This window comes from Mycobacterium uberis (assembly GCF_003408705.1).
GTDB lineage: Bacteria > Actinomycetota > Actinomycetes > Mycobacteriales > Mycobacteriaceae > Mycobacterium > Mycobacterium uberis.
The window spans coordinates 25,852-50,979 of sequence record NZ_QAYL01000022.1 but is presented as its reverse complement, the minus strand read 5'-3'; the positions used below and the strand labels follow the sequence as shown (position 1 = coordinate 50,979).

General features: G+C 56.4%; 13 protein-coding genes, 1 tRNA gene and 5 pseudogenes. 13 read left to right on the top strand and 6 right to left on the bottom strand.

Features of this window, described 5'->3' with window-relative positions:
• Positions 1 to 672 precede the first annotated feature (672 nt).
• Together MUBE_RS11680 and MUBE_RS11670 are read right to left on the bottom strand one after the other, a co-directional pair.
• Positions 673 to 1,002, bottom strand: a complete 330-nt coding sequence (locus MUBE_RS11680; RefSeq protein ID WP_116540645.1) for a cytochrome P450 — start codon at positions 1,000 to 1,002, stop codon at positions 673 to 675.
• Between the two features lie 1,366 nt (positions 1,003 to 2,368).
• Complete coding sequence (locus MUBE_RS11670) at positions 2,369 to 2,749, bottom strand: helix-turn-helix domain-containing protein (RefSeq protein ID WP_243633025.1); 381 nt, start codon at positions 2,747 to 2,749, stop codon at positions 2,369 to 2,371.
• Between the two features lie 212 nt (positions 2,750 to 2,961).
• Between MUBE_RS11670 and MUBE_RS11665 the strand changes: the two genes are divergently transcribed.
• Positions 2,962 to 3,501 (top strand): hypothetical protein, encoded by a 540-nt coding sequence (locus MUBE_RS11665; protein ID WP_243633024.1) that lies wholly within the window; start codon positions 2,962 to 2,964, stop codon positions 3,499 to 3,501.
• Positions 3,502 to 3,919: 418 nt separating this feature from the next.
• On the opposite strand, the gene MUBE_RS11660 is transcribed toward MUBE_RS11665, so the two are convergent.
• Positions 3,920 to 3,993: transfer RNA gene (locus MUBE_RS11660), tRNA-Arg, on the bottom strand.
• Positions 3,994 to 4,922: 929 nt separating this feature from the next.
• Between MUBE_RS11660 and MUBE_RS11650 the strand changes: the two genes are divergently transcribed.
• From MUBE_RS11650 to MUBE_RS20475, 9 genes and pseudogenes are all read left to right on the top strand, one after another.
• Positions 4,923 to 6,398 (top strand): wax ester/triacylglycerol synthase family O-acyltransferase, encoded by a 1,476-nt coding sequence (locus MUBE_RS11650; protein ID WP_116540649.1) that lies wholly within the window; start codon positions 4,923 to 4,925, stop codon positions 6,396 to 6,398.
• Positions 6,395 to 8,146: an HAD-IB family hydrolase/lysophospholipid acyltransferase family protein gene (locus tag MUBE_RS11645; protein WP_116540648.1), complete on the top strand. Its 1,752-nt coding sequence runs from the start codon at positions 6,395 to 6,397 to the stop codon at positions 8,144 to 8,146. The genes MUBE_RS11650 and MUBE_RS11645 overlap by 4 nt, the downstream gene beginning before the upstream one ends.
• Positions 8,143 to 10,473, top strand: a complete 2,331-nt coding sequence (locus MUBE_RS11640; protein WP_116540641.1) for a glycerol-3-phosphate 1-O-acyltransferase — start codon at positions 8,143 to 8,145, stop codon at positions 10,471 to 10,473. The genes MUBE_RS11645 and MUBE_RS11640 overlap by 4 nt, the downstream gene beginning before the upstream one ends.
• 89 nt (positions 10,474 to 10,562) lie before the next feature.
• The gene (locus MUBE_RS19130; protein WP_279386731.1) at positions 10,563 to 10,694 is read left to right on the top strand and encodes a hypothetical protein; all 132 of its coding nucleotides are present in this window, start codon (positions 10,563 to 10,565) and stop codon (positions 10,692 to 10,694) included.
• A 170-nt stretch (positions 10,695 to 10,864) separates the two neighbouring features.
• Positions 10,865 to 11,286: pseudogene (locus tag MUBE_RS20480) on the top strand (single stranded DNA-binding domain-containing protein).
• Positions 11,287 to 11,320: 34 nt separating this feature from the next.
• Positions 11,321 to 12,997 carry an energy-dependent translational throttle protein EttA gene (gene ettA, locus MUBE_RS11630; protein WP_116540640.1) on the top strand — a complete coding sequence of 559 codons (1,677 nt, stop codon included), beginning with the start codon at positions 11,321 to 11,323 and terminating at the stop codon, positions 12,995 to 12,997.
• A 58-nt stretch (positions 12,998 to 13,055) separates the two neighbouring features.
• A complete protein-coding gene (locus MUBE_RS11625) occupies positions 13,056 to 17,915 on the top strand; it encodes an NAD-glutamate dehydrogenase (protein WP_116540639.1) in 4,860 nt (1,619 codons plus the stop codon).
• A gap of 47 nt (positions 17,916 to 17,962) precedes the next feature.
• Positions 17,963 to 18,264, top strand: a pseudogene (locus MUBE_RS18295) (acyl-CoA thioesterase family protein).
• A 53-nt stretch (positions 18,265 to 18,317) separates the two neighbouring features.
• A pseudogene (locus tag MUBE_RS20475) lies at positions 18,318 to 18,934 on the top strand (DUF8010 domain-containing protein).
• Positions 18,935 to 19,789: 855 nt separating this feature from the next.
• On the opposite strand, the pseudogene MUBE_RS20470 reads toward MUBE_RS20475, so the two are convergent.
• Together MUBE_RS20470 and MUBE_RS11605 are read right to left on the bottom strand one after the other, a co-directional pair.
• A pseudogene (locus MUBE_RS20470) lies at positions 19,790 to 20,339 on the bottom strand (alpha-amylase family glycosyl hydrolase); the annotation flags it as partial.
• 66 nt (positions 20,340 to 20,405) lie between these two features.
• Positions 20,406 to 20,789 (bottom strand): globin, encoded by a 384-nt coding sequence (locus MUBE_RS11605; RefSeq protein ID WP_116540647.1) that lies wholly within the window; start codon positions 20,787 to 20,789, stop codon positions 20,406 to 20,408.
• Positions 20,790 to 20,950: 161 nt separating this feature from the next.
• Here MUBE_RS11605 and MUBE_RS11600 point away from each other — a divergent pair.
• From MUBE_RS11600 to MUBE_RS11590, 3 genes and pseudogenes are all read left to right on the top strand, one after another.
• Positions 20,951 to 21,583, top strand: a pseudogene (locus MUBE_RS11600) (HNH endonuclease).
• Positions 21,584 to 21,675: 92 nt separating this feature from the next.
• On the top strand, positions 21,676 to 21,894 hold the full coding sequence (gene ctaJ, locus MUBE_RS11595; protein WP_116540646.1) for an aa3-type cytochrome oxidase subunit CtaJ: 219 nt from the start codon (positions 21,676 to 21,678) through the stop codon (positions 21,892 to 21,894).
• Positions 21,881 to 22,348: a DUF5130 domain-containing protein gene (locus MUBE_RS11590; protein WP_207801700.1), complete on the top strand. Its 468-nt coding sequence runs from the start codon at positions 21,881 to 21,883 to the stop codon at positions 22,346 to 22,348. Before ctaJ ends, MUBE_RS11590 begins: the two co-directional genes overlap by 14 nt.
• An 86-nt stretch (positions 22,349 to 22,434) precedes the next feature.
• Here the strand turns inward: MUBE_RS11590 and pepN are convergent, their stop codons facing one another.
• Positions 22,435 to 25,023, bottom strand: coding sequence for an aminopeptidase N (pepN, locus tag MUBE_RS11585; protein WP_116540637.1), 2,589 nt, complete (start codon positions 25,021 to 25,023; stop codon positions 22,435 to 22,437).
• Positions 25,024 to 25,128: the final 105 nt, after the last annotated feature.

Sequence of the window (25,128 nt, the reverse complement as noted above, 5' to 3'; positions counted from 1 at the left end):
CACTCACTACATCGCGCCCGATCACTACTGAAAACCGGCGGATTCAGACCTCAACGCCACCCTCAATCATGAAGAACCAGATTCAGAGCCGGCAGAGGTACTCTGCCGAAGGATGGCGTTAACGTGGTGATGTGTGAGTCACAGTCAGCATCGCTCAGGTGGTGTGAGGGCTAGCTAGGCGTGTTGCGAATAACTCCTTTATCTTAGGTGTAGGCGTAATCGGAGTTGGGCTGCTTTCAAGGTGGTTGTTTCAGAAACTTGGAGTTGATAGTCCGCGTCCGGCTCTACATCATATTAGCGTAAAATCGTGACAAGGGTTAAAAGAGTTTTGTGGAGAGCGAATTGTCTGCTCATGCAGGTGTGCGAATCGGTGCCAACGGGCTTGTAGGTACACGGTGGGAACTTGCGCAGATTCTCGGGCAGAAAGCCGGTCGGAGTTGAACTAGTTTCCGGACACCGGGTAGGGGCGCGGTGAGCTGTGAGAAGCAAGACGAATGGTCCATTCTTTGCTTTAAATAGATATTTCGCGTCGCTGATAGTAGTGTCTAGCTTGGTTTGTCAAAAATAGCCTGGTTCTATTAGTTGCAGACGCAACTTTTCGTCGATGACACGCCGCAGATAGCACAGCTTAGCCATGTCATTGAACTACATTCCTGGAAAGCTACAATGAGGTCAGCGTTCATCGATCTTGGCGTGTGCATGTGTGCAGATATCGGGGTTTGTCGAAAGATAGTGTAAAGTGAAAGCGATAGTGTTGACTGAGGTTTTGCTGCCGGTGATGAGCAATGTCAGTATCTTGTGGGCGATATTCGCGTTATCGAGCATGTCGCTGATGTCGAGATCGGCTACGTCTAGCATGACGTCGAGCACATCGTTACGTTCCTCGCTGCATGGCCACGGTCTACGAGCTTCAATAATCTTGTCGATTTGTTGGTGAATGTACTTTTTGTCTTCGTAGTATGTGCTTCTGTATGAACAGTCGTTTGTATCATAGAAGCACATAATTACACCGTTTAGCGTATTTTAGTTCGCATAAAATCGCGATAATAAAAATTGTCGGTAGCTTTGTAGCTAATATTATTGACACTACAGTTGAATCCGGTCCAGGAAATTACCTTTATTTTAATCAGGTTTGCCTTAGTGGGTATTATGATACGTTACCCGTCTCCTAGTATCCGACTGCCGCACCGACATTACAATTGTCTAGGTGGTAAATAATCTATCTACACAGATGGGCCGCAACTTATAGATCATGTACCCTGTATACTTTCCCGCAATCGTTAATCACTGCCTTCATCGATTGATGCGGCATCTGATACTATAATAGTTTGATATCCGAAAACGTGTTGCTTGAATATTTTGCTGAGTTAGAGCGCTTGTCTCGCCAGCTTTTATGCAGGTTTAAGGAAGTCTACGGTGAGTATGTATCTGACGATAGGTGAGGTGGACGAAACGGTGGGGTGGAGAGTGGGAGTCGAATTTGGCAAGATCGTGGGCGCGATTTTCTTCATGATTGTGGGCCTATCTTAGCCTCGCTAGTAGGACTAATCGGAGGAGTATGTTGTGTTAAGTTTTGCGGCGGCCTGTGCGTATGGGCATCATCTGGATAGTTTCGACAATTCGGTCGTTTCCTCCTCAAGAGTACTCGGTTGTGAGTTGAAGACGACCGATAGGTCGAATGTGAGGACCATTGGAATACTAGCTCGTTTGGCTTGTGTTGTATAGGCAAGCTAATAGGGTCAATGTGACCGAATGCATCTTCTTATTGTCAGAATAAGTTTCATATTAACTATAGACAAAACTATTTTAACGTACAGCAATAACAATTTCTGTGAAAATGATCAGAGGTCGGGCGATGTTATTGGGAACGGCGGTGGTCATCGGAGGCGGAAAAATGCGCTGCGCATCATCAAATTTTTAGTAGTGGTTTCCGCATAGGCGATCATCAACGTATGAGCGAACATTTCGGTGTCGTGTTTCTGGTCGCTGACGTCATCCGTTCGTCCCGGTATAGTGCATGTCATCACCGAGTCGATACCGTGTAGGTATTGTGCGGCACAGTACTGCTTCCGCAGCCCGCAGCCTTTGTCGTCACTAAAATGCCATATGACCAATTTTGTGGCATATGATCTGATCAATGTGACATTCGGCGCCTCCTACACCGTGCAAGAATTAAAATTGGTATTATCACACATTAGTCACAAACTACATGAACTGGTGGACAATATGGCGATATTCGCCGGAATCAACTTAATTAGTCTACGACAAAACTAGGCTACACTCCATGATAAAAAATTCCTGTCTCAGGGGACAAGAATCGGAAATTTTCGGGCTAAAGTTAATGTAGCTCCTAGTTAGAAAATGTCATCTAAATTTCCCCACCCTTCGAAGCGATTGGAGGCAACCGTTCAAGCTCACGAACACGGTCAAGAATCACTGCTACACTGTTGAGTACTTCCGGAGTCAACCCTGAGGAACGCATTGCCAAATCACGCACGCCGCTGTCGCGCAGCGCTTGTGGCAGGTTGAGCTGGGCGTCGATCTGTGGATCGACCCCGGGGTCGATCAGGTAGGACGGGGAGACACCGAAGAATTCGGCGATCGCGCGTAGATGTTGGACGGTCGGGTTATTTTTGACCCCGGCGCGCAGCTGCCACATGTAGGCCGGGCTAATCGACACCCCGGTTTTTTGGGTGATGGCCTCGGCTGCGGCCGCGTTGGATAGCGGCGGCTCAGAGGGGTTGCGCATGATCTCAAAAAGCTTGTTCAGCTTCACCGACAGTTCAGATGCACATAACAAGCGGTCGGACTTACCCCCGCTGGTCAATTGCACTGCTCGTTTCATACATAGCCCCCCCGGCATGCGCTGAGGATACTATAAGCAGTCCGCGAACTCAACGCATTAATATCATTATCTCAGTACATGTTGCATCGGCGTCAACATACTGATATCAATGCGCTATGGCGTTCGCGACTTTTCCGAACAGCATCAACCCAACCCGTGGCCATGGTATCGCGGAATCTGTATCCAAACGGATCGCGGCTCGTCAGCCCTGTATCGCAGCCGACACACCAGCCTTCATGATTACCGTTTACGGCACCCAAGCGCGGTTTGGAATCGATGACGATGCGTTCGCGGCTTGGGTCGATAGCGAAGGTGAGGAGTTGAGAGGAAAGCTCCCCAACTCGAGTGATGACTGTGCCGGATCAGCTTTGTCTGAGTTGGTCTATGAGGCGCTCAGTGCTGGTGTACTCGTCGGCAATCCCACGATCGAACTCAACGTTCACAGTGACGGTGTCGGATATCTCCTGCGGTTAAACAATGTAGCTGGTCGGCAGCAGTCGGTGGGTCTAACCCGAGGGTGGCACGAAATCCATTGGCCACCAGTTGGTCTCGCTTACGACGAAAGTGCTCGCTTCCATTTACAAGAAATTTGTGATGTGGCCAACGTACTGTTAGACGACCTATCGGGCCACTCGGCCAGCCAGTCAAGCGTCTAGCGATCTGCATTCACCAAAACACTCATCGGCCAAATAGCGGCGGCGCTAAGGAATAGCTGAGCATAGTAGTGCATGATGCTTGCTTTCGGTGGTCGGTCAATCGCGTTCCGGTCAGTGAGTACTCGTTGACCTCGAACTGCGATAGTTTAAGCTTGACATTAAAGGCTCTATAGGCGGCCAGAGGTGGTCATTGATACACTTCTCTCATAGAAGGATAACGGTCTCTATAGTAAGGATAGCGGCGGCCAGCGCGTAGCTGCCTGCGGGCTGCCTTTTATGTTGGGTTGGTGTAGGTTCCTTACACCGGCTAGGCGGTTGGTTGTGTCACCCTTGCAACAGAACGGAAGGCTTGCTGCTACACATTGCCATACGCTGGCTTGGACAGGAAAAACCTACTTTCACCAGTGCATTTAACCAGTGCCCCCGGCACGACTCGAACGTGCGACCTAGGGATTAGAAGGCCCTTGCTCTATCCACCTGAGCTACGGAGGCAATGTGTAAGTCAGTTTATCCAATGGCAGTCATCGATCGATTTTGTCCGCACAATGTGCACAAGATGTCTTTTCTTGTCGCGATTAACAGTGATGGTGTGTGCCTCGATACCCCGTTCGGGCTGGCACCTGTCGCCGCGCGGTTCGCGCAATCGTGATAAGTTGGCTCGTTGCGAATTTTCTTTGCAGGTCATGACCGAGCCTGTGCTGTCACGGCTATCGCCTGTTGCTATGACGTGGACTACAAAACGCGCGGATCACACCCTCCGGCTCTCGAGGAGTCCTTAGGATCGGACCGTGATCTGGTATGTCACCAGAATGAGCGATCTGTTGGCGTGTCCGCACCATGGCGGTCTGTTGGCACAGTTCCCCGGTTATGGTATAGGCTATCAACGGCAAACGGAGCCAAGCCTATCCGTTGATGAACAGGATGGTGGAACTCGGTGGGGTCTGTGTCTCAATCAACGACAGCGAGAGCCCGCGTTTTGTGCGGCAGGTGCACAGCTTCGTTGTGAGAAGGGCGATCGTGCAGGCATGCGAGAATATCGCCGACTATTATGGTGTGGCAACCTCGAGCTGTTTACGGTGGTGTCGCCGATTTCGTACGCACCCTGCGAGGCTCTGCCATTCTTAGTGTGGCATGGCTAGACAAATCCTTAGGCTCCACACGGGTCCTTTGTCGGCATTCACTGCGAACTGAACTGAGGGGCCGCAGCCCTGTCAGAGTCGTCAATTCGGCTGCTCGTCATGAAGTTTCGTATCCCGACGTTCCAGTACTCTCGCAATAAGCGACCGGCACCCGCAATCGACTTTCACCAGTGGGTGAACCCGACTAGCGTTGGATAGGCGAATTGGGTGTACGGGACTGAATGCAGGAGGCGTGATCGGCGGTGACAGCGTATGGGTGTGGGTGTGCATGGGGTTGTGTTTATGGCTGACTTCGTCGAGGGCGTTGGACCGTCCGATGAGCTGAGACCGCTCGATTATCTACTGCATCGGGGTGAGGCAAATCCACGGACCCGTGCTGGGATCATGGCGGTGGAACTCCTCGATGCCGCACCGGACTGGAATCGGTTCCGGACTCGGATCGAGGACATCTCCCGACAAGTGTTGCGGCTGCGGCAGAAGGTTGTGGTGCCGACACTGCCGACCACCGCACCGCGCTGGGTGGTGGATCCTGACTTCGACCTGGACTTCCATGTGCGCCGGATGCGTGTGCCCGAACCGGGTACGTTGCGTGAGGTATTCGATCTCGCCGAGGTGATCCAGCAGTCACCAATGGACGTGTCGCGTCCGCTGTGGACGGCTACTCTGGTCGAAGGTCTGGCCGCTGGCAGAGCTGCGATGCTACTGCAGATTAGCCATGCGATCACCGACGGTGTAGGCAGTATTGAGATGTTCGCCGAAATGTATGACTTGGAACGTGATACGCCGGCCAGACCTATTTCCCCGCAACCTATTCCACAGGATCTGTCGCGCAATGATTTAATGCGGCAGGGTATTAATCACTTGCCGGTCACCCTAGTCAGCGGCGTCGTGGGCGCGCTGTCTGGGGTGGCATCGGGGGTTGGACAGGCAATTCTGCGACCTGCGTCGACTGTGTCGGGAGTCGTCGGCTACGTCTTGTCGGGGATCCGAGTATTGAATCAAGCTGCCGAGCCATCTCCGTTGTTGCGCCAGCGCAGCCTGGCCACCCGCACCGAGGCAATTGAAATCCGGCTCTCCGACCTGCGCGCGGCTGCGAAAGCGGGCGGTGGATCGATCAACGACGCTTATCTGGCCGGCTTGACTGGTGCTTTGTACCGCTACCATAAGGCACTTGGTGTGTCCATCAGCACGCTGCCGATGTCGGTGCCGGTAAATATGCGGACCAAAGCAGATAAGGCTAGTGGCAATAGGTTCATTGGCGTTAACCTGGCAGCACCGCTTGGTACTATTGATCCGGCGGCTCGGATGCAGAAGATTCGTGCGCAAATGATACAACGGCGCGACGAGCCTGCAGTGAACATCATTGGTTCCCTCATGCCGTTGATGGCGGTATTGCCGGCACCGATGCTGGATGTGATTGTTGACTCGATAGTTGGCTCAGATGTGCATGCCAGTAATATTCCTTCCTATCCTGGAGATACCTACTTTGCAGGCGCAAAAGTATTGCGGCAGTACGGTATTGGCCAGCTTTCCGGTGTGGCGATGATGGTGGTACTGATGTCTCGAGGTGGGTTCTGCACGGTCACTGTGCGCTACGACCGGGCTTCGGTGAAAAGCGAGGCGTTGTTCACCCGGTGCCTATTGGAGGGTTTTGACGAGGTCCTGGCGCTGGCTGGTGACCCGGCACCACACGCAGTGCCGACATCGTTGGTTGCGCGGTCCGCGGATTCGCCGGCGGGATGGGTGTCGAGTTCATGAGTGCCGCCGACGAGAGTGGTGCTCCCAAGTCTGTGTCGGAAATGCGTTTGCCCGGTTCAGTCGCCGAAATCCTCGCCAGCCCTGCTGGACCCCACGTCGGGGCGTTTTTCGACCTGGATGGGACGCTGGTAGCCGGCTTTACCGCAGTCATCCTTACCCAAGAGCGTCTGAGACGTCGCGACATGGGTGTGAGAGAGTTGCTTTCAGTGATTCAGGCTGGTCTGAACCATATGCTCGGGCGTATCGAGTTCGAGGGTCTTATCGGTAAGGCCTCCTCGGCGTTGCGTGGACGGTTCTTGACCGACTTGGAGGAGATCGGCGAGCGACTGTTTGTCCAGCGGATTGAGTCCCGAATTTATCCGGAAATGCGTGAACTGGTGCGGGCTCACGTGGCTCGTGGTCACACCGTGGTGCTCAGCTCGTCGGCACTGACGATCCAGGTCAATCCGGTGGCTCGCTTTCTCGGGATTGCCAACATGCTAACCAACAAGTTCGAGATCAAAGAAGACGGAATGCTCACTGGTGGTGTGGTCAAGCCGGTCTTGTGGGGACCAGGAAAAGCCGTTGCAGTACAACGATTTGCGGCCGAACACGACATCGACCTCAAAGACAGTTATTTCTACGCTGACGGTGACGAGGACATCGCACTGATGTATCTAGTCGGTAATCCACGGCCGACTAACCCTGAAGGCAAAATGGCCACCGTCGCTAAACGTCGTGGCTGGCCGATCCTGAAGTTCAACAGTCGCAGCAGCGTCGGCATTGGAGTGCAGTTGCGTACGCTTGCCGGTCTGAGTTCAGTGTTCCCGCTTGTGGTTGGCGCGGTGGGAATCGGTGCGCTGACCGGTAGCCGGCGGCGAGGTGCCAATTTCTTCACCTCCGCCTTTCCCCAGTTGCTGCTCGCGGCCGCGGGGGTGCATCTCAATGTGATCGGTAATGAAAACTTGACCGCGCAGCGTCCCGCCGTGTTCATCTATAATCACCGCAACCAGATTGACCCGCTCATCGCCGGTGCGCTGGTGCGCGACAATTGGATTGCGGTGGCCAAGAAGGAGCTGGCAAAGAACCCGATTATCTACGCGCTTGGCAAATTAACCGACGGCATGTTTATTGACCGGGACGATCCGGTTAGCGCGGTGGGAACGTTGCACGCGGTCGAAGACCGGGCTAGGAAGGGACTCTCGATTCTAATGGCACCAGAAGGTACTCGGTTCGATACCACCGAAGTCGGGCCATTCAAGAAAGGGCCCTTCCGCATCGCGATGGCGGTGGGGATCCCGATCGTTCCGATCGTGATCCGTAACGCGGAGATCGTTGCCGCTCGAAATTCCCACGCCATCAATCCGGGCATGGTCGATGTCGCGGTTTTGTCGGCGATTCCGGTCGACGACTGGACTCTTGACGCATTGCCGGAACACATCGCCGAGGTGCGCCAACTGTATCTGAATATTCTGGCCGATTGGCCGGTCGACGAGCTACCCAAGGCCGGACTGTACGCTCGAACGACAAAGTTGGCTGCGAAAAAGATGGAGCCAAAAGCGGGAGACAGAGCCCGGACGGCCAAGACCACAACTAAGAGGACAGCAACCAAGGCCACAGCGGCTAAGGCTGTGAAAAACACTGCTAGCAAAGCTTTTACCAAAACGGCGTCGGCAGCTACCGCGAAAACGTCATCCAAAGTGAACCCGAAAGTCTTGAAGGTTGCTCCCCAAGACCTCACCATGAAACAGTCCAGAGAGCGATCGTGACCGAGCTGGCCGTAGAAATCAGTTCAGTCCTTACCGGTGAAGATACCCTGGTACTAGCGTCCATGGACACTCCGGCGGAAATTGAGTTGGTGATGGATTGGCTGCGCCAGCAGCGCTCCCGCAACCCGGACACCAAGCTCGACGTAGTGAAGTTGCCTCCACGTAACGCGGCGCCCGCGGCACTGACTGCGCTCGCTGAGCAGCTTGAATCTGGTGAGGACCGGTCCGTTGTGCCGGTGCGTGTTTTTTGGCTGCCCCCTGCGGAGCGTGGCAAAGTGGCCAAGGTGGTTGGGTTGTTGCCCGGGTGGGATCCCTACCACCCCAATCGACGCCAGCAGCGCCGTATCCTAAGAACCGATGCCCGGCGCGCCCTAGTAATTGCCGGCGAGTCCGCTAAAGTGTCCGAACTCCACCAACACTGGCACGACACCACCGTTGGAGAGAACAAACGGGATTTCGCTCAGTTCGTTACTCGTCGCGCCATCTTGGCTATGGAACGCGCTGAGTACCGAATCCTCGGACCTCAGTACAAGTCTCCACGGCTGGTGAAGCCAGAGATCTTGGCTTCTACGCGGTTTCGCGCTGGCTTGGAAAAGATCCCGGGAGCAACCGTGGAAGAAGCAGGAAAGATGCTCGATGAACTTGCAGCTGGGTGGAGCAGGGCGTCCGTCGACCTTGTGTCCGTGCTCGGCAGGATGCTCAGCCGCGGCTTCGAACCTGAGATCGACTACGACGAATACCAAGTCGCGACGATGCGCGCGGCGTTGGAAGCTTATCCGGCTGTGCTGTTATTCTCGCACCGGTCCTACATTGATGGCGCAGTGGTGCCGGTGGCGATGCAGGAAAATCGGCTACCACCGGTGCATGTATTCGCGGGGATTAACTTGTCGTTCGGGTTGATGGGGCCGCTGTTACGCCGCTCTGGCGTCATCTTCATCCGTCGCAATATCGGCGACAACCCGCTTTACAAGTACGTCTTGCGCGAATATGTCGGCTACATCGTCGAGAAGCGTTTCAACCTGAGCTGGTCCATTGAGGGTACTCGTTCACGTACCGGCAAGATGCTGCCACCTAAGCTTGGTTTGCTGGCTTATGTGGCCGACGCATACCTGGACGGCCGCAGTGAAGACATTCTGCTGCAGCCTGTATCGATCAGCTTCGATCAGTTGCACGAGACCGCCGAATACGCCAGTTATGCTCGCGGCGGCGAAAAGATACCTGAAAGTGTCACCTCACTATACAATTTCATTAAGGCGCAGGGCGAACGTAATTACGGCAAGATCTACGTCCGTTTCCCGGAAGCGGTCTCGATGCGACAGTACCTCGGCGCGCCGTACAGTGCATTAGTCCATGATAAGAACGCTAAGCGGCTTGCGCTACAAAAGATGTCGTTCGAAGTTGCGTGGCGAATTCTGCGTGCGACACCGGCGACGGCAACAGCGCTGGTTTCAGCATTGCTGTTGACTACTCGTGGAGTGGCTCTGACGCTCGATCAACTCCATCACGCGTTGCAAGAATCACTGGATTATCTGGAACGCAAGCAAATCCCCGTGTCGACCAGTGCTTTGCGGCTGCGTTCGCGCGAAGGTGTGCGCGCTGCGGTTGACGCATTATCTGGTGGGCATCCAATCACTCGAGTTGACAGCGGTCGGGAGCCGGTGTGGTATATCGCACCTGGCAACGAACATGCCGCGGCATTTTATCGGAACTCGGTTATTCATGCTTTCCTGGAGACCTCGATTGTCGAACTTGCGTTGGCGCACGCCAGGAATGTTAAGGGTGATCGGATAGCGGTTTTCTGGGCACAGGCGATGCGACTGCGTGATCTGTTGAAATTCGATTTTTATTTTGCGGATTCGGCAGCGTTTCGTACTAATATCGCTGAAGAGATAGCGTGGCAAGAGAATTGGGAAGATCGTGTGTCCGGCAATGGTGATGAGATCGACGCAATGCTGCTTGCCAAGCGGCCGTTGATCTCGGATGCAATGCTGCGGGTATTTTTCGAAGCGTACGACATTGTTGCCGATGTGTTGCGCGATGCTCCAGCAGATATTGGCCAGAAGGAACTGACGGAGTTGGCACTTGGGATCGGACACCAGTACGTAGCGCAGGGCCGGGTCCGCAGCAGTGAATCGGTGTCTACGCTGCTGTTCGCGACCGCCTACCAGGTTGCTGTCGATCAGAATCTGATAGCTCCTGCCCCGGATCTCGCTGAACGTCGGATGGTTTTCCGGCGCGAGTTGCGGGACATTCGGCGAGATTTCGACTATGTCGAACAGATTGCGCGCAACCGGTTCATCGTCCGTGAGTTCAAATCGCGTTCGTGACGCTTGGATTGCTCGATAGTCGAGCTACCACCGACCCATGCCCTGGGTAGCTGGCGGTTGCTGGCCCTACTGGCAAGCCCTGGTTTCTGGTGCCGCCTGGCGGTTGGATCGCGGCTGAACTAGACGATGACGCTGAGTTGTCCGCCTTCAACGCGATGTTGGCAGAACTGTCGCGCTGCAACGCGTCGGGACCGCTGGCTAGCGCGCGGACTGATCCCTAGTCACGGTTCTTTCCACAGGGCCAGTGGTTGCCAATCCGTGTTGCCCCTAGTTGTCGGTGGCACCGCGCTGAATGGCTATCGGAAAAGGGTCGATGTGTCACGGCCCAACGACGACAATTGAGCAAGCAACAAAGGGATAATGAGTCAGTGTTTGAAAAACTGTTAACCACATCCGTATCCACATCGTCGATGATCTAAAAAGTCGGAAGGCAGGTGATCAGGGAGTGGTCAAGTTACAGGTGGCCAGCAATTCGCACCGCCGCATTGGTGATCGTAGTCAGTCACATCTACGCCAGCGAGTAAGAGGACCGGGACGGCGTACGTTGTTCGTCGCTGGAGATGCGGGCAACCTCGGTAGATCCGGATCTGTTGTAGGTATATTGTACGCATCGGTAAACCTGGGTACACCGGTCCGAACGCGGGCTTGAGTCCTACGGCTACCGATGCTGTTATCGGAGTCCCCGACGGGGATCCAGCAACTGGGGCCGATCCAAGCCTGGTCGACGAAGTCACTATTGCGCTTAACACGTATTACCCATGTCGGCTTAGGGGTCGCATTGTGGCCATGGCGCGGTGCCTAGGATGGTCGTGAGTAGCTCTGCAGACCAGAAAGGCAATACGGCGGCATGGCTGAGTTCATCTACACGATGAAGAAGGTCCGCAAGGCGCATGGTGACAAGGTAATCCTCAACGATGTTACGCTGAGTTTCTTCCCTGGAGCCAAGATCGGTGTAGTCGGCCCGAACGGTGCAGGTAAGTCGAGTGTCTTGCGGATCATGGCCGGCATGGACAAGCCGAACAATGGTGACGCGTTCCTTGCTACCGATGCTAGTGTCGGCATTCTGCAACAGGAACCGCCGCTGAACGAGGAGAAGACGGTTCGCGGCAACGTAGAAGAGGGCTTGGGCGACATCAAGATCAAGCTTGATCGCTTCAATGAGGTCGCTGAATTAATGGCCACCGACTACTCCGACGAGTTGATGGAAGAGATGGGTCGGCTACAAGAGGAACTCGATCACGCCGACGCATGGGATCTTGACTCGCAACTGGAGCAGGCCATGGAAGCACTGCGCTGCCCGCCGCCTGACGAACCGGTGACAAACCTATCTGGTGGTGAGCGGCGTCGCGTGGCGCTGTGCAAGTTACTGCTGTCTAAGCCCGACTTGTTACTGCTCGATGAGCCGACCAACCATCTGGACGCCGAAAGCGTGCAGTGGCTCGAACAGCATCTTGCCAGTTATGCTGGTGCGATTTTGGCGGTCACCCACGATCGTTACTTCCTGGACAACGTTGCCGAATGGATCCTGGAACTGGATCGTGGCCGCGCATATCCCTATGAAGGTAACTACTCCACCTACCTGGAGAAGAAGGCTGAGCGACTGGCTGTGCAGGGCCGCAAGGACGCCAAGTTGCAGAAGCGATTGACCGACGAGCTGGCCTGGGTCCGGTCCGGAGCCAAAGCACGCCAAGCCAAAAGCAAGGCGCGTCTGCAGCGCTACGAGGAGATGGTTGCCGAGGCGGAAAAGACTCGTAAACTCGATTTCGAAGAAATTCAAATCCCAGTCGGACCACGCCTGGGAAACGTGGTGGTCGAGGTCGAGCACCTCGATAAAGGTTACGATGGACGTACCTTAATAAAGGATCTGTCCGTCACTTTGCCCCGCAACGGCATTGTCGGCGTCATCGGCCCCAACGGGGTTGGCAAGACCACACTTTTCAAAACCATCGTGGGGCTTGAGCAGCCGGACAGCGGCATTGTCAAGGTTGGTGAAACCGTCAAGTTGAGCTACGTGGACCAGATCCGCGCGGGTATCGATCCGAAGAAGACTGTGTGGGAAGTGGTCTCAGAGGGACTGGACCATATCCAGGTCGGCCAGGTTGAGGTCCCGTCGCGAGCCTATGTTTCGGCGTTCGGATTCAAGGGCCCCGATCAGCAAAAGCCGGCCGGTGTGCTCTCCGGTGGCGAGCGAAACCGGCTGAACCTGGCGCTGACGCTCAAGCAGGGCGGCAATCTAATCCTCCTGGACGAGCCGACCAACGACCTTGATGTCGAGACCCTGGGTTCGCTGGAGAACGCGCTGGTGAATTTCCCTGGTTGCGCGGTGGTGATTTCGCACGATCGCTGGTTTCTCGATCGCACATGCACGCACATTCTTGCGTGGGAAGGCGACGATGACAACGAGGCGAAGTGGTTTTGGTTCGAGGGTAACTTTGGTGCCTATGAGGAAAACAAGGTGGAGCGGCTTGGTGCCGAAGCCGCGTGTCTGCACAGGGTGACTCACCGCAAGTTGACGCGCGACTGATGTCAGCTTCGCCAGCGTTGGTATCCGAGGTGTTCGGGGTGAGTTGGGAGCAAACGGCATGACGATTGATCCCGGAGCTACGCACGTTGCTGAGCCGTGGATCACGTTCACGCAGGGGACCGGCGTACCCGACTGGATCTCTAAGGCATACCTCGACAGCTATCGCGGCCAGCACGGCGACGCACGTGAAACTCCGGCAACTAGTCGGGTCGACCCCGGCGCCTTGGTGACGCCAGCCATGCTCAGTGCACACTATCGTCTCGGCCAGCGCCGGCCGACCGGTAAAAACTGTGTTTGCGTCTACTCAGCAGACGACCCTGCTGGGTTTGGGCCCGCACTGCAAGTCGTAACCGATCACGGTAGCATGCTAATGGATTCTATTATCGTGTTGCTGTACCGACTCGGGGTCACGTGTACGGCCATAATGACCCCTGTGTTTGAGGTACGTCGTAGCTCGACGGGGGAATTGCTCAGCGTCGAACCCAAAGCATCGGGCACGTCGCACTCCATCGAAGAGGCTTGGGTCGATGAGGCCTGGATATACATCCAGCTTTTGCCTTCCGTCGATAGCAAATCTCTCACCGAGGTCGAACAGCTGTTGCCTAAGGTCTTGGTCGACGTTCAGCGGGTCGCCGCTGACGCAGCAGTGTTGAACGCCACCTTGAGCGGTCTGGCCGCAGACGTCGAAACTAACAAAGAAGATCACTTTTCGGCTTCCGACCGCGACGATGTCGCGGCGCTGCTGCACTGGTTGGGTAACGGGAATTTCCTGCTGTTGGGTTACCAGCGCTGCTGGGTGCGTGACGGTTGGGTCTCTGGCGACGGATTGAGCGGACTTGGCGTGCTGCGCGCGCGTACGGGTTCGCGGCCTCGGCTGACCGATGATGACAAGCTGCTCGTCTTGGCCCAAGCTGCTGTCGGCAGCTATTTGCGCTACGGCGCGTACCCGTATGTCATCGCTGTCCGCGAATACGACGATGGCGGGCTCGTTGAGCACCGCTTCGTCGGGCTCTTCACTGTCGCCGCTATGAATGCAGATGTCCTGGGTATCCCGTCGATCTCGCGCCGGGTTCGTGCAGCACTGGCAATGGCTGAAAGTGACCCCATTCATCCGGGTCAACTCCTGCTCGACGTTATCCAGACCGTCCCACGTTCAGAGCTTTTCATGTTGAGCGCTGAGCGGCTTGTGACCATGGCTAAAGACGTGGTAGATCTGGGATCTGGGCAGTGTGCATTGTTGTTCTTGCGCGCGGATCGGCTGCAGTACTTCGTCTCTTGCTTGGTTTATGTGCCCCGCGACCGCTACACCACAGCCGTGCGTTTGCAGATCGAGGACACCCTCGTCCGCGAGTTCGGGGGTATGCAGGTGGAGTTCACTGCACGAGTGAGTGAATCACCTTGGGCACTGATGCATTTCTTGGTCAGGCTATCAGAAGGCGCCGCGACCGGGTCGGTTGACGTTTCGGAAGACAACCGGATCCGCATCCAGGGCATGTTAAGCGAAGCTGCGCGTACATGGGCTGACCGACTAATTGCCGCCGCGGCATCTTGCTCTGAGGGTTTTGTCTCGCAAGCTGACGTCGAGCATTACGCAGCCGCTTTCTCCGAGGCCTATAAACAAGCCGTCACCCCGGTTGACGCGATTGAGCATATCAGAATCATCAACGAGCTTGCTGATGATTCGGTCAAGTTGGTGTTCTTTGAGCGGAACGCGGATGGATTCGCCCAGCTGACCTGGTTCTTGGGTGGGCGCAGTGCCTCGCTGAGTCAGCTGCTCCCGATGCTGCAAAGCATGGGCGTCGTTGTGCTCGAGGAACGACCGTTCACCGTCACCCGGCCCGACGGCTTGCCGGTATGGATTTATCAGTTCAAGATCTCGCCGAATCCGACAATCCCGCTGGCGTCGACAGCGGACGAACGGGAAGCTACTGCAAAACGATTCGCCGATGCGGTTACCGCGATCTGGCAGGGCCGCGCCGAGATCGACCGGTTCAACGAGCTAGTGATGCGGGCACGGCTAACCTGGCAGCAGGTCGTGCTACTGCGTGCCTACGCGAAATACTTACGACAGGCGGGTTTCAGCTATAGTCAATCCTACATCGAATCGGTACTTAATGAGCATCCCTCCACCGTTCGATCACTGGTCGCATTGTTTGAAGCGCTTTTCGATCCCAGCCCGTTGGGTTCGTCACCGAGTTGCGATGCGCAAGCCGCCGCCGCCGCCGTCGCTGCGGATATTGATGCCTTGGTGAGCTTAGACACCGACCGCATCCTTCGTGCTTTTGCATCCCTGGTGCAGGCCACCCTGAGAACTAATTACTGTGTGACACGCGAAGGTTCGGCTCGCAGCAAAGACGTGCTTGTCCTCAAGCTTGATGCCCAGCTGATCAACGAGCTGCCACTGCCCCGGCCCAAGTTTGAGATCTTTGTGTATTCGCCCCGCGTCGAGGGTGTGCACCTGAGATTCGGCGCGGTGGCGCGTGGTGGGCTGCGCTGGTCCGACCGCCGGGACGATTTCCGCACCGAAATTCTGGGTCTGGTCAAGGCGCAGGCAGTCAAGAACGCCGTTATCGTACCGGTCGGCGCCAAGGGCGGGTTCGTGCTCAAGCGGCCACCGCCGCCCACCGGCGACGCCGCCGCTGACCGCGACGCGACAAGGGCCGAAGGCATCGCCTGCTACCAGCTGTTTATCTCTGGGCTGCTCGACATCACCGACAACGTCGACCATGCGACCGGAAAAGTTAGCGCGCCGCCTCAGATAGTGCGGCGTGATAGTGACGACGCTTACTTGGTTGTGGCCGCGGACAAGGGTACCGCTACTTTCTCCGACATCGCCAACGATGTAGCCAAGTCCTACGGGTTCTGGCTGGGTGACGCCTTCGCCTCCGGTGGCTCGGTGGGCTACGATCACAAGGCCATGGGCATCACTGCCAAAGGCACTTGGGAGGCCGTCAAACGACACTTCCGGGAGATGGGGGTTGATACCCAAAACGAGGAATTCACCGTGGTGGGCATCGGCGATATGAGTGGCGACGTGTTCGGCAACGGTATGCTGCTGAGCAAGCACATCAGGCTTGTCGCCGCCTTCGATCACCGGCACATTTTCCTCGATCCTGACCCGGATTCCGCGGTTTCCTGGGTGGAACGGCAGCGGATGTTCGATCTGCCACGGTCCAGCTGGGACGACTACAACAAGTCGTTGATCAGCGAGGGTGGTGGTGTGTACAGTCGCGAGCAGAAAGCCATCCCGATCAGTCCGCAGGTCCGCACCGCCTTGGGCATTGACAGTGACGTGACAGAAACGACTCCACCCAACTTGATCCAGGCAATTCTGCAGGCACCGGTGGATTTGTTGTTTAACGGTGGCATTGGCACCTACATCAAGGCCGAAGTTGAGTCCGTGACCGACGTCGGTGATCGCGCGAACGATCCGGTGCGAGTCAACGCAAATCAGGTGCGCGCCAAGGTCATCGGTGAAGGTGGCAACCTTGGTGTTACTGCGTTGGGTCGCGTTGAGTTTGATCTGTCCGGCGGGCGGATCAATACAGACGCGTTGGACAACTCGGCCGGTGTGGACTGCTCCGACCACGAGGTCAACATCAAGATTCTGATCGACTCACTGGTCACCGCGGGCAAGGTGAGGGTCGAGGAGCGCAAACACCTGTTGGAATCGATGACCGACGAGGTCGCACAGCTGGTGCTCACCGACAACGAGGACCAGAACGACTTGATTGGCACCAGTCGCGCCAACGCGGCCAGTATGCTCTCTGTGCACGCGATGCAGATCAAGTATTTGGTGGATGAACGCGGAGTCAACCGTGAATTGGAGGCGCTGCCGTCGGAGAAGGAGATTGCACGGCGGTCCGAGGCCGGCATCGGCCTTACCTCGCCGGAGCTCTCGACGCTGATGGCGCATGTCAAGCTGGCACTCAAAGAGCAGATGTTGGCCACCGAACTGCCGGATCAGGATGTCTTCGCGTCGCGGTTGCCGCGATACTTCCCCAAGCCACTGCGGGATCGTTTCACCCCGGAGATCCGTTCACACCAGCTGCGCCGCGAAATCGTCACGACCATGCTGATCAACGATCTGGTGAACACCGCTGGTATCAGTTATGCCTTCCGGATCACCGAGGATGTTGGAGTTGGGCCGATTGATGCGGTGCGTGCCTATGTTGCCACCGACGCTATCTTCGGCGTGGATGATGTGTGGCGGCGGATCCGCGCGGCAAACTTGCCGGTCGCTCTGTCGAATCGGATGACGTTGGATACCCGTCGGCTGATCGACCGCGCCGGACGGTGGCTCCTCAACTATCGTCCGCAGCCGTTAGCTGTTGGCGCCGAGATCAATCGATTTGCCGCAAAGGTTAAAGAGCTGACACCGCGGATGTCAGAGTGGTTGCGCGGTGATGACAAGGCCATCGTCGAACAGGAAGCCGCGGAATTTGCGTCACAGGGTGCGCCCGAAGACTTGGCTTACCTAGTTGCGGTCGGACTGTATCGCTACAATCTGCTCGACATTAGCGACATCGCCGACATCACCGAGGTCGACAATGCCGAGGTTGCAGACACCTATTTCGCCCTGATGGACCTGCTAGGTACCGATGGACTGCTCACGGCGGTGTCTGAGCTGCCCCGAAAGGACCGCTGGCATTCTTTGGCGCGCTTAGCTATTCGTGACGACATCTATGCTTCATTGCGGTCGTTGTGTTTCGATGTGCTTGCTGCCGGGGAGCCAGACGAAAGCGGCGAAGAGAAGATCGCTGAGTGGGAGCACATCAGCGCTTCCCGGGTGGAACGGGCACGCCGGACGCTCACCGAGATCCACGCCAGCGGTGAAAAGGATCTCGCGACGTTGTCAGTTGCGGCACGACAGATCCGTCGAATGACTCGCACCAGTGGACGCGGGTCGTCGGGATAAGTGCGAGGTTCGTTGAAGCCGTGCCAGTCCGATAGTCGGACATAGACATGTATCAGCGCATCAACCACGCGACTATGGTCACGATTTTCGAAAAGGCGCGGGTCCCGTTTCTCAGAGACGCTTTTGATGCCGACATCACTTCCACTGGTTTGCTGATCGCCAACGTCAGAGGCACGTACATTAGGGTCAGCTGCGACTGACCGATTTGCCATTGTATTTGGGTGCAGCGGCTGCGGGTGGTGGATTTCCACGTTTGGTTATGAGGTGCAGTCGGTCAACGCTGACCCCGAGTCCAAACTTGCTGTTATCATGCGAGTCACATTGTACTCAATTCTACCGTGACGAGTAGCGGCTAGTGTGACTATCGTCACGCCATCGGGAGTATGTACAACGGTGGTAGAGATAACTGAGCGAGGACTGTGGCTGGGCTCACAAGCTAGGGCAGCCTAAAGTGAGGATCTTGCTGCGTTTGTCGATCACGCAATGAGGTTCGACCAGGCTATTGTTATCTAACTTAGTGCACGATCTGCCGGGTTGCTGCCGGCGTGGATGGCGACCGGTTTCGATGTGTTAGCCGGCCGCATGGTTGTTGCCAAGACGCATTCCAGCCCTTTATCTTTTTGGTGCAAAAAAAATTGGCGTGCGACCTGGCTGAGATGGATGCCTCGGGCTATTGTTGATCCAGTCTTCTCGATGGACTCGGTGCGGCAAGGTGTGTTGTCTCCGGAATCCGGCTTCATTCACCTCGATGACTTACTGGACTGGATGATGTTGAACTTAGCGTAGCATTGTCCGTAACTCAACGTATGAGCACAGCAGTTCTTACGGTCTGTCGGCTTCCCCGCTTGACCAGGAGGTCATTCAGGTCAGCTTTGAAGACGTCAGTGTGGGTCTACTCCTGCGCTATGTGTTCGCTTTGGCTGCAATGGTTTTCCTGTTGCAATCGTTAGATAAGATTGACGCCAAAGAAACGATCCGGGTCTGGATCCTCTCTTGCACGGTTACGGCTCGATGCCTAGTTTGGCTCGATGTATAGATACCGTGGCCATCCGGCGCTGGTGTTAAATTAATGTTTTCAGATCAGTTAGGCTTCGGTGTGTGGCGGCAATTGGCCGTCCACCAGTGGTGCGTTGGTAGGTATGAGTTCTCTTGTTGGCAGTGTCATCGCACGGTCGCTGGCGTTCAATGCGCATGCCAGCTCGCTACCGGAAGGTCAGCGTATCGTTTGGCCCAGTCAGTCACTTTGTTCCGCTATCGAATCGAATCCTGTTCTTTCTCTGTGAAACTTGAACTTCTGGCGAAAGAACGACAATGTCGAGTTGGCATCGGAACGCTGTTTATCGACGGCCAGCGTCGTCCAGTCCGTTAGCGCCGGCAACCAGGCATTGGGCCAGGCACGGAGAGCCCAGACGGGGGAGCGACGCCTGACCATGGGAGCGGAACCCGACATTGGCCACGGCCACGCTTGGCATAACCCGAGCGTTCCCACGTCGGGTACTGCAGTGCCTCGTCCAGCAAGTTCCAGTCAGGCAACTCCAGCACCTGGCCATTGTAGATGAACGACTATACTTAGTATAGCAAATACTATCATTGATACGGTCCGTGTGCGCCGCAGTCCGCTATCGCTATAATGGGGGCCTTCCAGTTTATGTCATGATTCACCGATGTCTAGGTCAGGATCATGCTTTCGATCTACGTGGCCGTCAGGGAGTTCTGTATCGTGTTACAGATGGTGGTGGTGCAGCGTGGAAATCGGCCTGTGCCAAGAGGAAACTGAAACTGGGATGCGGTTTGTTGGACTGGAGATATTCGGCCAACGGGCATTGTCGGTGACCCAATACTTTGTCGACGGTCACTGCGTCGTGTTCCAGTTAGAAACGTAGCGTTTTCTGGCAGTCGTCGAAGCCATCTGGGTGGTGTATCAATTCAAATCGGGTTGCTTAGCGTCGAAGAGGTGCAGGTACCACTAGCTAGCCGTGGATGCTGTTAGGTTCGTTCACCCGTGTCTAAGCTGGCCCGCCGAACACCGAGTTCCAGTTGTTCGGTGGTAGCCACTTGTCGCGGCCGGTACCATTGCGGAGAAAATAGCGATTGCGAGCGGTGCGGTTGGGGTCGGCAGCCAATGCCGCCTGAAGCCAGGGATGCGCCAAATTAGTGTGATTGGACACTGCGTCCATGGTGATCTTGATGCCGAGCTGGTGCGCTGCGGCGATCAGCCGCTCGAAGGCGGCTAGCTTGCCGAACAACGGGTCAGTGTAATGAGGAGCGGTGAGACGGTGACAGGGTTAATTTAAAATTGCATCGACATCAAGCAATTCCAGATGCCCCAGCCAGGCCGCCAAGATTGCCCACCTTGTTATCATTGCTGTCTGCGAACGACCACCAGTAGAAGACCTCGTTATAATACCGCGGTTTGACCACCATGATGTACAGCCAGGGCCGGTCTTGCCCAGTTTATTTTGATCACCGAACATCAAGGCAGCGAATTGATCAAGGCGAATTGATCAAGGAGTGGGCGGCCATCTCCAAGTAGTCGAGCAACTTCCGTCTGTGCTCGTCGTCAAGGGTTTGCGAGTCGATGGAGGCGACGGCGACGTGCATGCACCGCAGCCAGGCGTCGCGCTCAATGGCAGTGATCCGGAAGGGGGCATGACGCATCCGCAATCGCGGATGACCGCGCTGGTTAGAGTACGTTCGTGGGCCACCCCAGTACTGCTCGAGGAACATGCGCAATCGTTCTTCGGCACCGGCCAGGTCGTCTGTGGGATACAGTTCACGCAGTACCTTGTCGTGGGGCACCTGCGCATAAAAGCGTGACACGATCGCAGTAAAAGTCTCGGCCCCGCCAATAGCGTCGTAGAAAGACTGCTGCACTTGATTCATCCCCTCCATTGTGGTGTATCATTTGGTTAGCAACCGGAGGCGGGCTCGAGTTGATCGATGGCTCTTGGTGTTCACCAGACTGATATGATATGTAGCTTGCTGCTGACTTGTGTTCAGTAGCTAGTCAGGGTGGACTGCTCCGCAGAAGTTATATAGTGCAGCGCAAGAATCGTCGTAACTATCGCAGTTCCAGGGTCGGTAGCAATCTTCGCCAGGCCTGCAAGTCCTAAATGCCTGCACAGCGTTGGTATCCACTGGCACACCCGCCACGAGAGAGGGTCGATCTGGAATCGTCGGTGGGTGTTGCTGCTGAAATTCGCCTAAGAGCCGTTTACCGCGTTGTCGATGCGACTAGCGATCGTTATGGTGATCTGCGGCAAGGCCGACGTCGTACACATCGATATTTGCCGGGCCGGTCATCCATTCGGCGGCTAGGTCGATCACGGTACCGTCGGTGATCCGGCTGCGGTCTTGCATCATCCTTGTTCCGTACCGAGCCCGTGTCCCAATGACCCGCGCCGCGCTTGATGCATTGGGGACCGCTTTTGCTGTTCCTAGTTTTGGGATTAAGGCCGTCACCATCGACCACGTAGTGTCACGGAGTCGCGGTGGCGACCACTTCTGGGAGAGCTGCGCCACATGTTGTTTCGACGTGCAACCAGTGCGAAGATGACAAGCTGCTCACCAAACTTGACTGGGCAATGCGCCGGGCGTTGGTGCCGCCGGCGAGTCAGCATTGGCGGCTATTGTCGACGGTTAAAGAACTGGACCCAGCCTGGGCTTGAAACTTCTGCGAGGGCACCGCCTAATCAATGATGTGGTTGTCCAAGTGAGCCGATAACGCTTGTGGTGGGATACGGTTTGTGTCGTGAGCATTCTGCAAATTCACCTCTACTTCGTCGGCATCCCATTGTTGTTGGTGATCGTGCTGTCAGTGCTAATCCTGTCGCGTAAAGGGACCCATCCTACGACCTATAAATTGGGCGAGCGGTGGACACATCAGCCCATCCTGTGGGCTGCCACTGACGAAGTGGTCGGTGACGGGCATGGAGTATCAAAGTTCACAATCGGAGGTGGTGCCAGTGGTACGTGGTGATGTTGCAACGATCGAGCCCACTGAGCTGCCCACGGGTTGGGTAATCACTACCAGCGGACGGGTCTCCGGAGTGACCGAGCCTGGAAACCTGTCGGTGCACTACCCGTTTCCGATCAAAGATCTCGTTGCCCTGGACGACGCGCTGAAATACGGTTCTCGGGCCTCGCGTGCGCGATTCGCGGTTTATCTGGGTGATTTAGGCAGTGACACCGCTGCATGGGCTGGCGAGATTCTGGCCCAGGTGCCGACGCCGAACAACGCGGTGCTGGTCGCTGTTTCACCCAACCAGTGTGTCATCGAGGTGGTCTACGGCTCGCAGGTCCGGGGTCGCGGCGCTGAGTCGGCAGCACCACGGGGTGTCGCCGCTGCTTCTTCGGCCTTCAAGCAAAGGGGCCTGATCGATGGGCTGATCAGCGCGATCCACGTGCTCAGTGCGGGGATCTCCCCGGCCTAGTTTTTGCCGCGAACATCCGCAGATGTACAGCTTACGCGGAGTGCCCCTGTGCAGACACGCACGCGCGCTTGTTAAGGGAGGAGGTTTTAGTTAGCGCTATCGAACTTCCGGGCTCGTAACGCGCGTTTCACGGCGGCCTGGCCCTCCAGCACCAGCCGGCGCAAGGCCGGTGGTACCTCAGACTCTGGGGCGGTCAGGAACTCCTCGGCGGCGGCGATGCCGGCGTCGCTGATTTCCCAGTGGGGATACAGGCCGATCACCACCGTTTGTGCCACTTCGCTGGATCGCCGTGCCCAGACACCTGATATCGCGTCGAAGTAGCGCGCGGTGAATGCCTTGAGTAGCTCACCTTGTCCAGGCGCGACTATGCCCGCAATTATTGCTCTTCCTGCGACGTTAGTCAGGGTGTCGTCCTCGATCACTGTGGTAAACGCCTTGTCCTTAATATCGGACTGCGGCCGTGCTGCTGCGGCCTGAGTGCCGTGACGCTTGCCGGCGGCGGTTGGGTCACGTTGCATCTCGGCGTCGATCCGCGGTGTCTGCGGCCCGTCGGCATCGAGAGCCCCGGCGGTGGCCAGCGCAGTCACGATGCGCCATCGCAGATCGGTGTCGACCTGTATCCCAGGTAATCCCTGCTCGACGGGGTCCCCGTCGAGCAGGGCAGCCAAAGTCTGCACATGCCGGGGCGACAACACTGACGAGCACAGCGTGTTGACGAAGGCGAGTTGGTGATCTGACCCGGGCGCTGCGGCGCGTGCTAATTCCAAGATCCGGTCAGCGAACTGTGGCCAGCCGTGATCACGCGCCCAACCCGGCTCGGCATACGAGCTTAGCGCCGTTTGTGTTTGCAGTAGTAGCCGCTGTACCACCCCGACCTCAGTTTCGGCATGCACGGCAACCGATACCAGTGTCACGAAGTCGCGGGCGCGCAATTCGGCCTCGCGGGTCATCTCCCAAGCTGCCGACCACACCAGGGTGCGCGGCAGCGGTTCGGCAATGTCAGCGATGCTTTGCAGCGCGGTCTGCAGCGACTGGGCATCCAGCCGCAGTGAGCAATAGGTTAGGTCGTCATCATTGACCAGGATCAGCTTTCCACGCGAAACGCCAACTAGTGCAAGTACTTCCGTTTCTGGACCTTCGATGTCGAGTTCCTCCCGATGCACCCGCACCAGCTTGTCAGCTTCTCCAGAGTCGTCGTAGATTCCGACCGCCAACCGGTGTATCCGAGTTTCCCCTGCACCTGGTGCCGCGCCGCTTTGCATCACTGAGAACCGGGTGAATTTGCCGTCGGCGTCAACGTCGAAATCTGGCCTTAGCGTGTTGATCCCAGTGGTTTTCAGCCACTGCCGACCCCAATGCGACAAGTCGCGGCCCGAAGCGTTTTCCAGCGCGGCAAGCAGATCGTCAAAGGTAGCATTGGCGAATGCGTGGGTGCGGAAGTAGTCGCGCAACCCAGCCAGGAATTGCTCCAACCCGACATAGGAAACGAGTTGCTTCAGTACGGAAGCACCTTTAGCGTAAGTAATACCGTCGAAGTTTACTTCGACTGCAGCCAAGTCGGGGATGTCGGCGGCGATTGGGTGCGTCGATGGTAGTTGGTCCTGCCGATACGCCCACGACTTTTCCACGGTGGCGAACGTTGTCCATGCTTCGGTGAACTCGGTGGCTTCGCTTTGGCACAGCACCGACGCGAAGGTCGCGAACGACTCGTTCAGCCATAAGTCATCCCACCAGGCCATGGTAACCAAGTCACCGAACCACATGTGTGCCATCTCGTGCAATATCGTCTCGGCACGTCGTTCATAGGAAGCCCGAGTGACTTTGCTGCGGAAAACGTAGTCTTCGAGGAAAGTCACCGCGCCGGCATTTTCCATTGCGCCGGCGTTGAACTCCGGGACGAATAGTTGATCGTATTTGCCGAACGCGTATGGAAAGCCAAAGTGCTTGTGGTAGAAGCTAAATCCCTGCTTGGTCTGGCTGAACAACAGCTCAGCATCCATAAATTGTGCCAGCGAAGCCCGGCAGTAGATGCCTAGCGGGATATCGCCGTGTTCGTCACTGTAACTGTCGAACCAGGCGGCGTAAGGCCCAGCGATCAATGCCACCAGATAAGTGCTCATCCGTGGGGTGGTGGCGAAGCTGTGTGTCCCGCCCGTGACGTTGATACACGCGCTGTTGGAGATAACCTTCCAATGCTTGGGTGCAGTCACCCGCACTTCGAAGGTGGCCTTGAGGTCGGGTTGGTCAAAGCAGGCAAACATCCGCTTGGCGTCAGCGGTTTCAAATTGCGAGTATAGGTAGATCTCGTTGTCAACCGGGTCGACGAAGCGATGTAGGCCCTCGCCGGTGTTTGAGTAGTGGCAATCTGCGTCGACGACGACAACGTTGTGATCGGCCAGTACGGGTAACAGGATACCAGTCGATTCGTCGTACCCGGAGATGTCGAGTTCGCGACCGTTGAGGCTGGCGCTGCGTACGGTATCGGCAGCGATGTCGATTACGGCATTGGCGCCGGTGAGTGCGTCAAACACCACCGTGGTGGTGGAGCGGAACGTGCGTTCGTTAGGGGCGCCATCGGGGCCGTCGGTGAGATCGAGGTTGATCTGATAGCTGTCAACGGTGATCAGGGCAGCGCGTTCGACAGCTTGGTCCCGGGTGAGGTTTGGAAGGGCCATCTATTCAACTTAGAGCTTGTCGTTATGTGGACCGAGTATCGGTACCTCTGGGTGGGAACGGCCCCGCAGCAACTACGGTTGTGCTGAACCGTATTCTGACCGTTA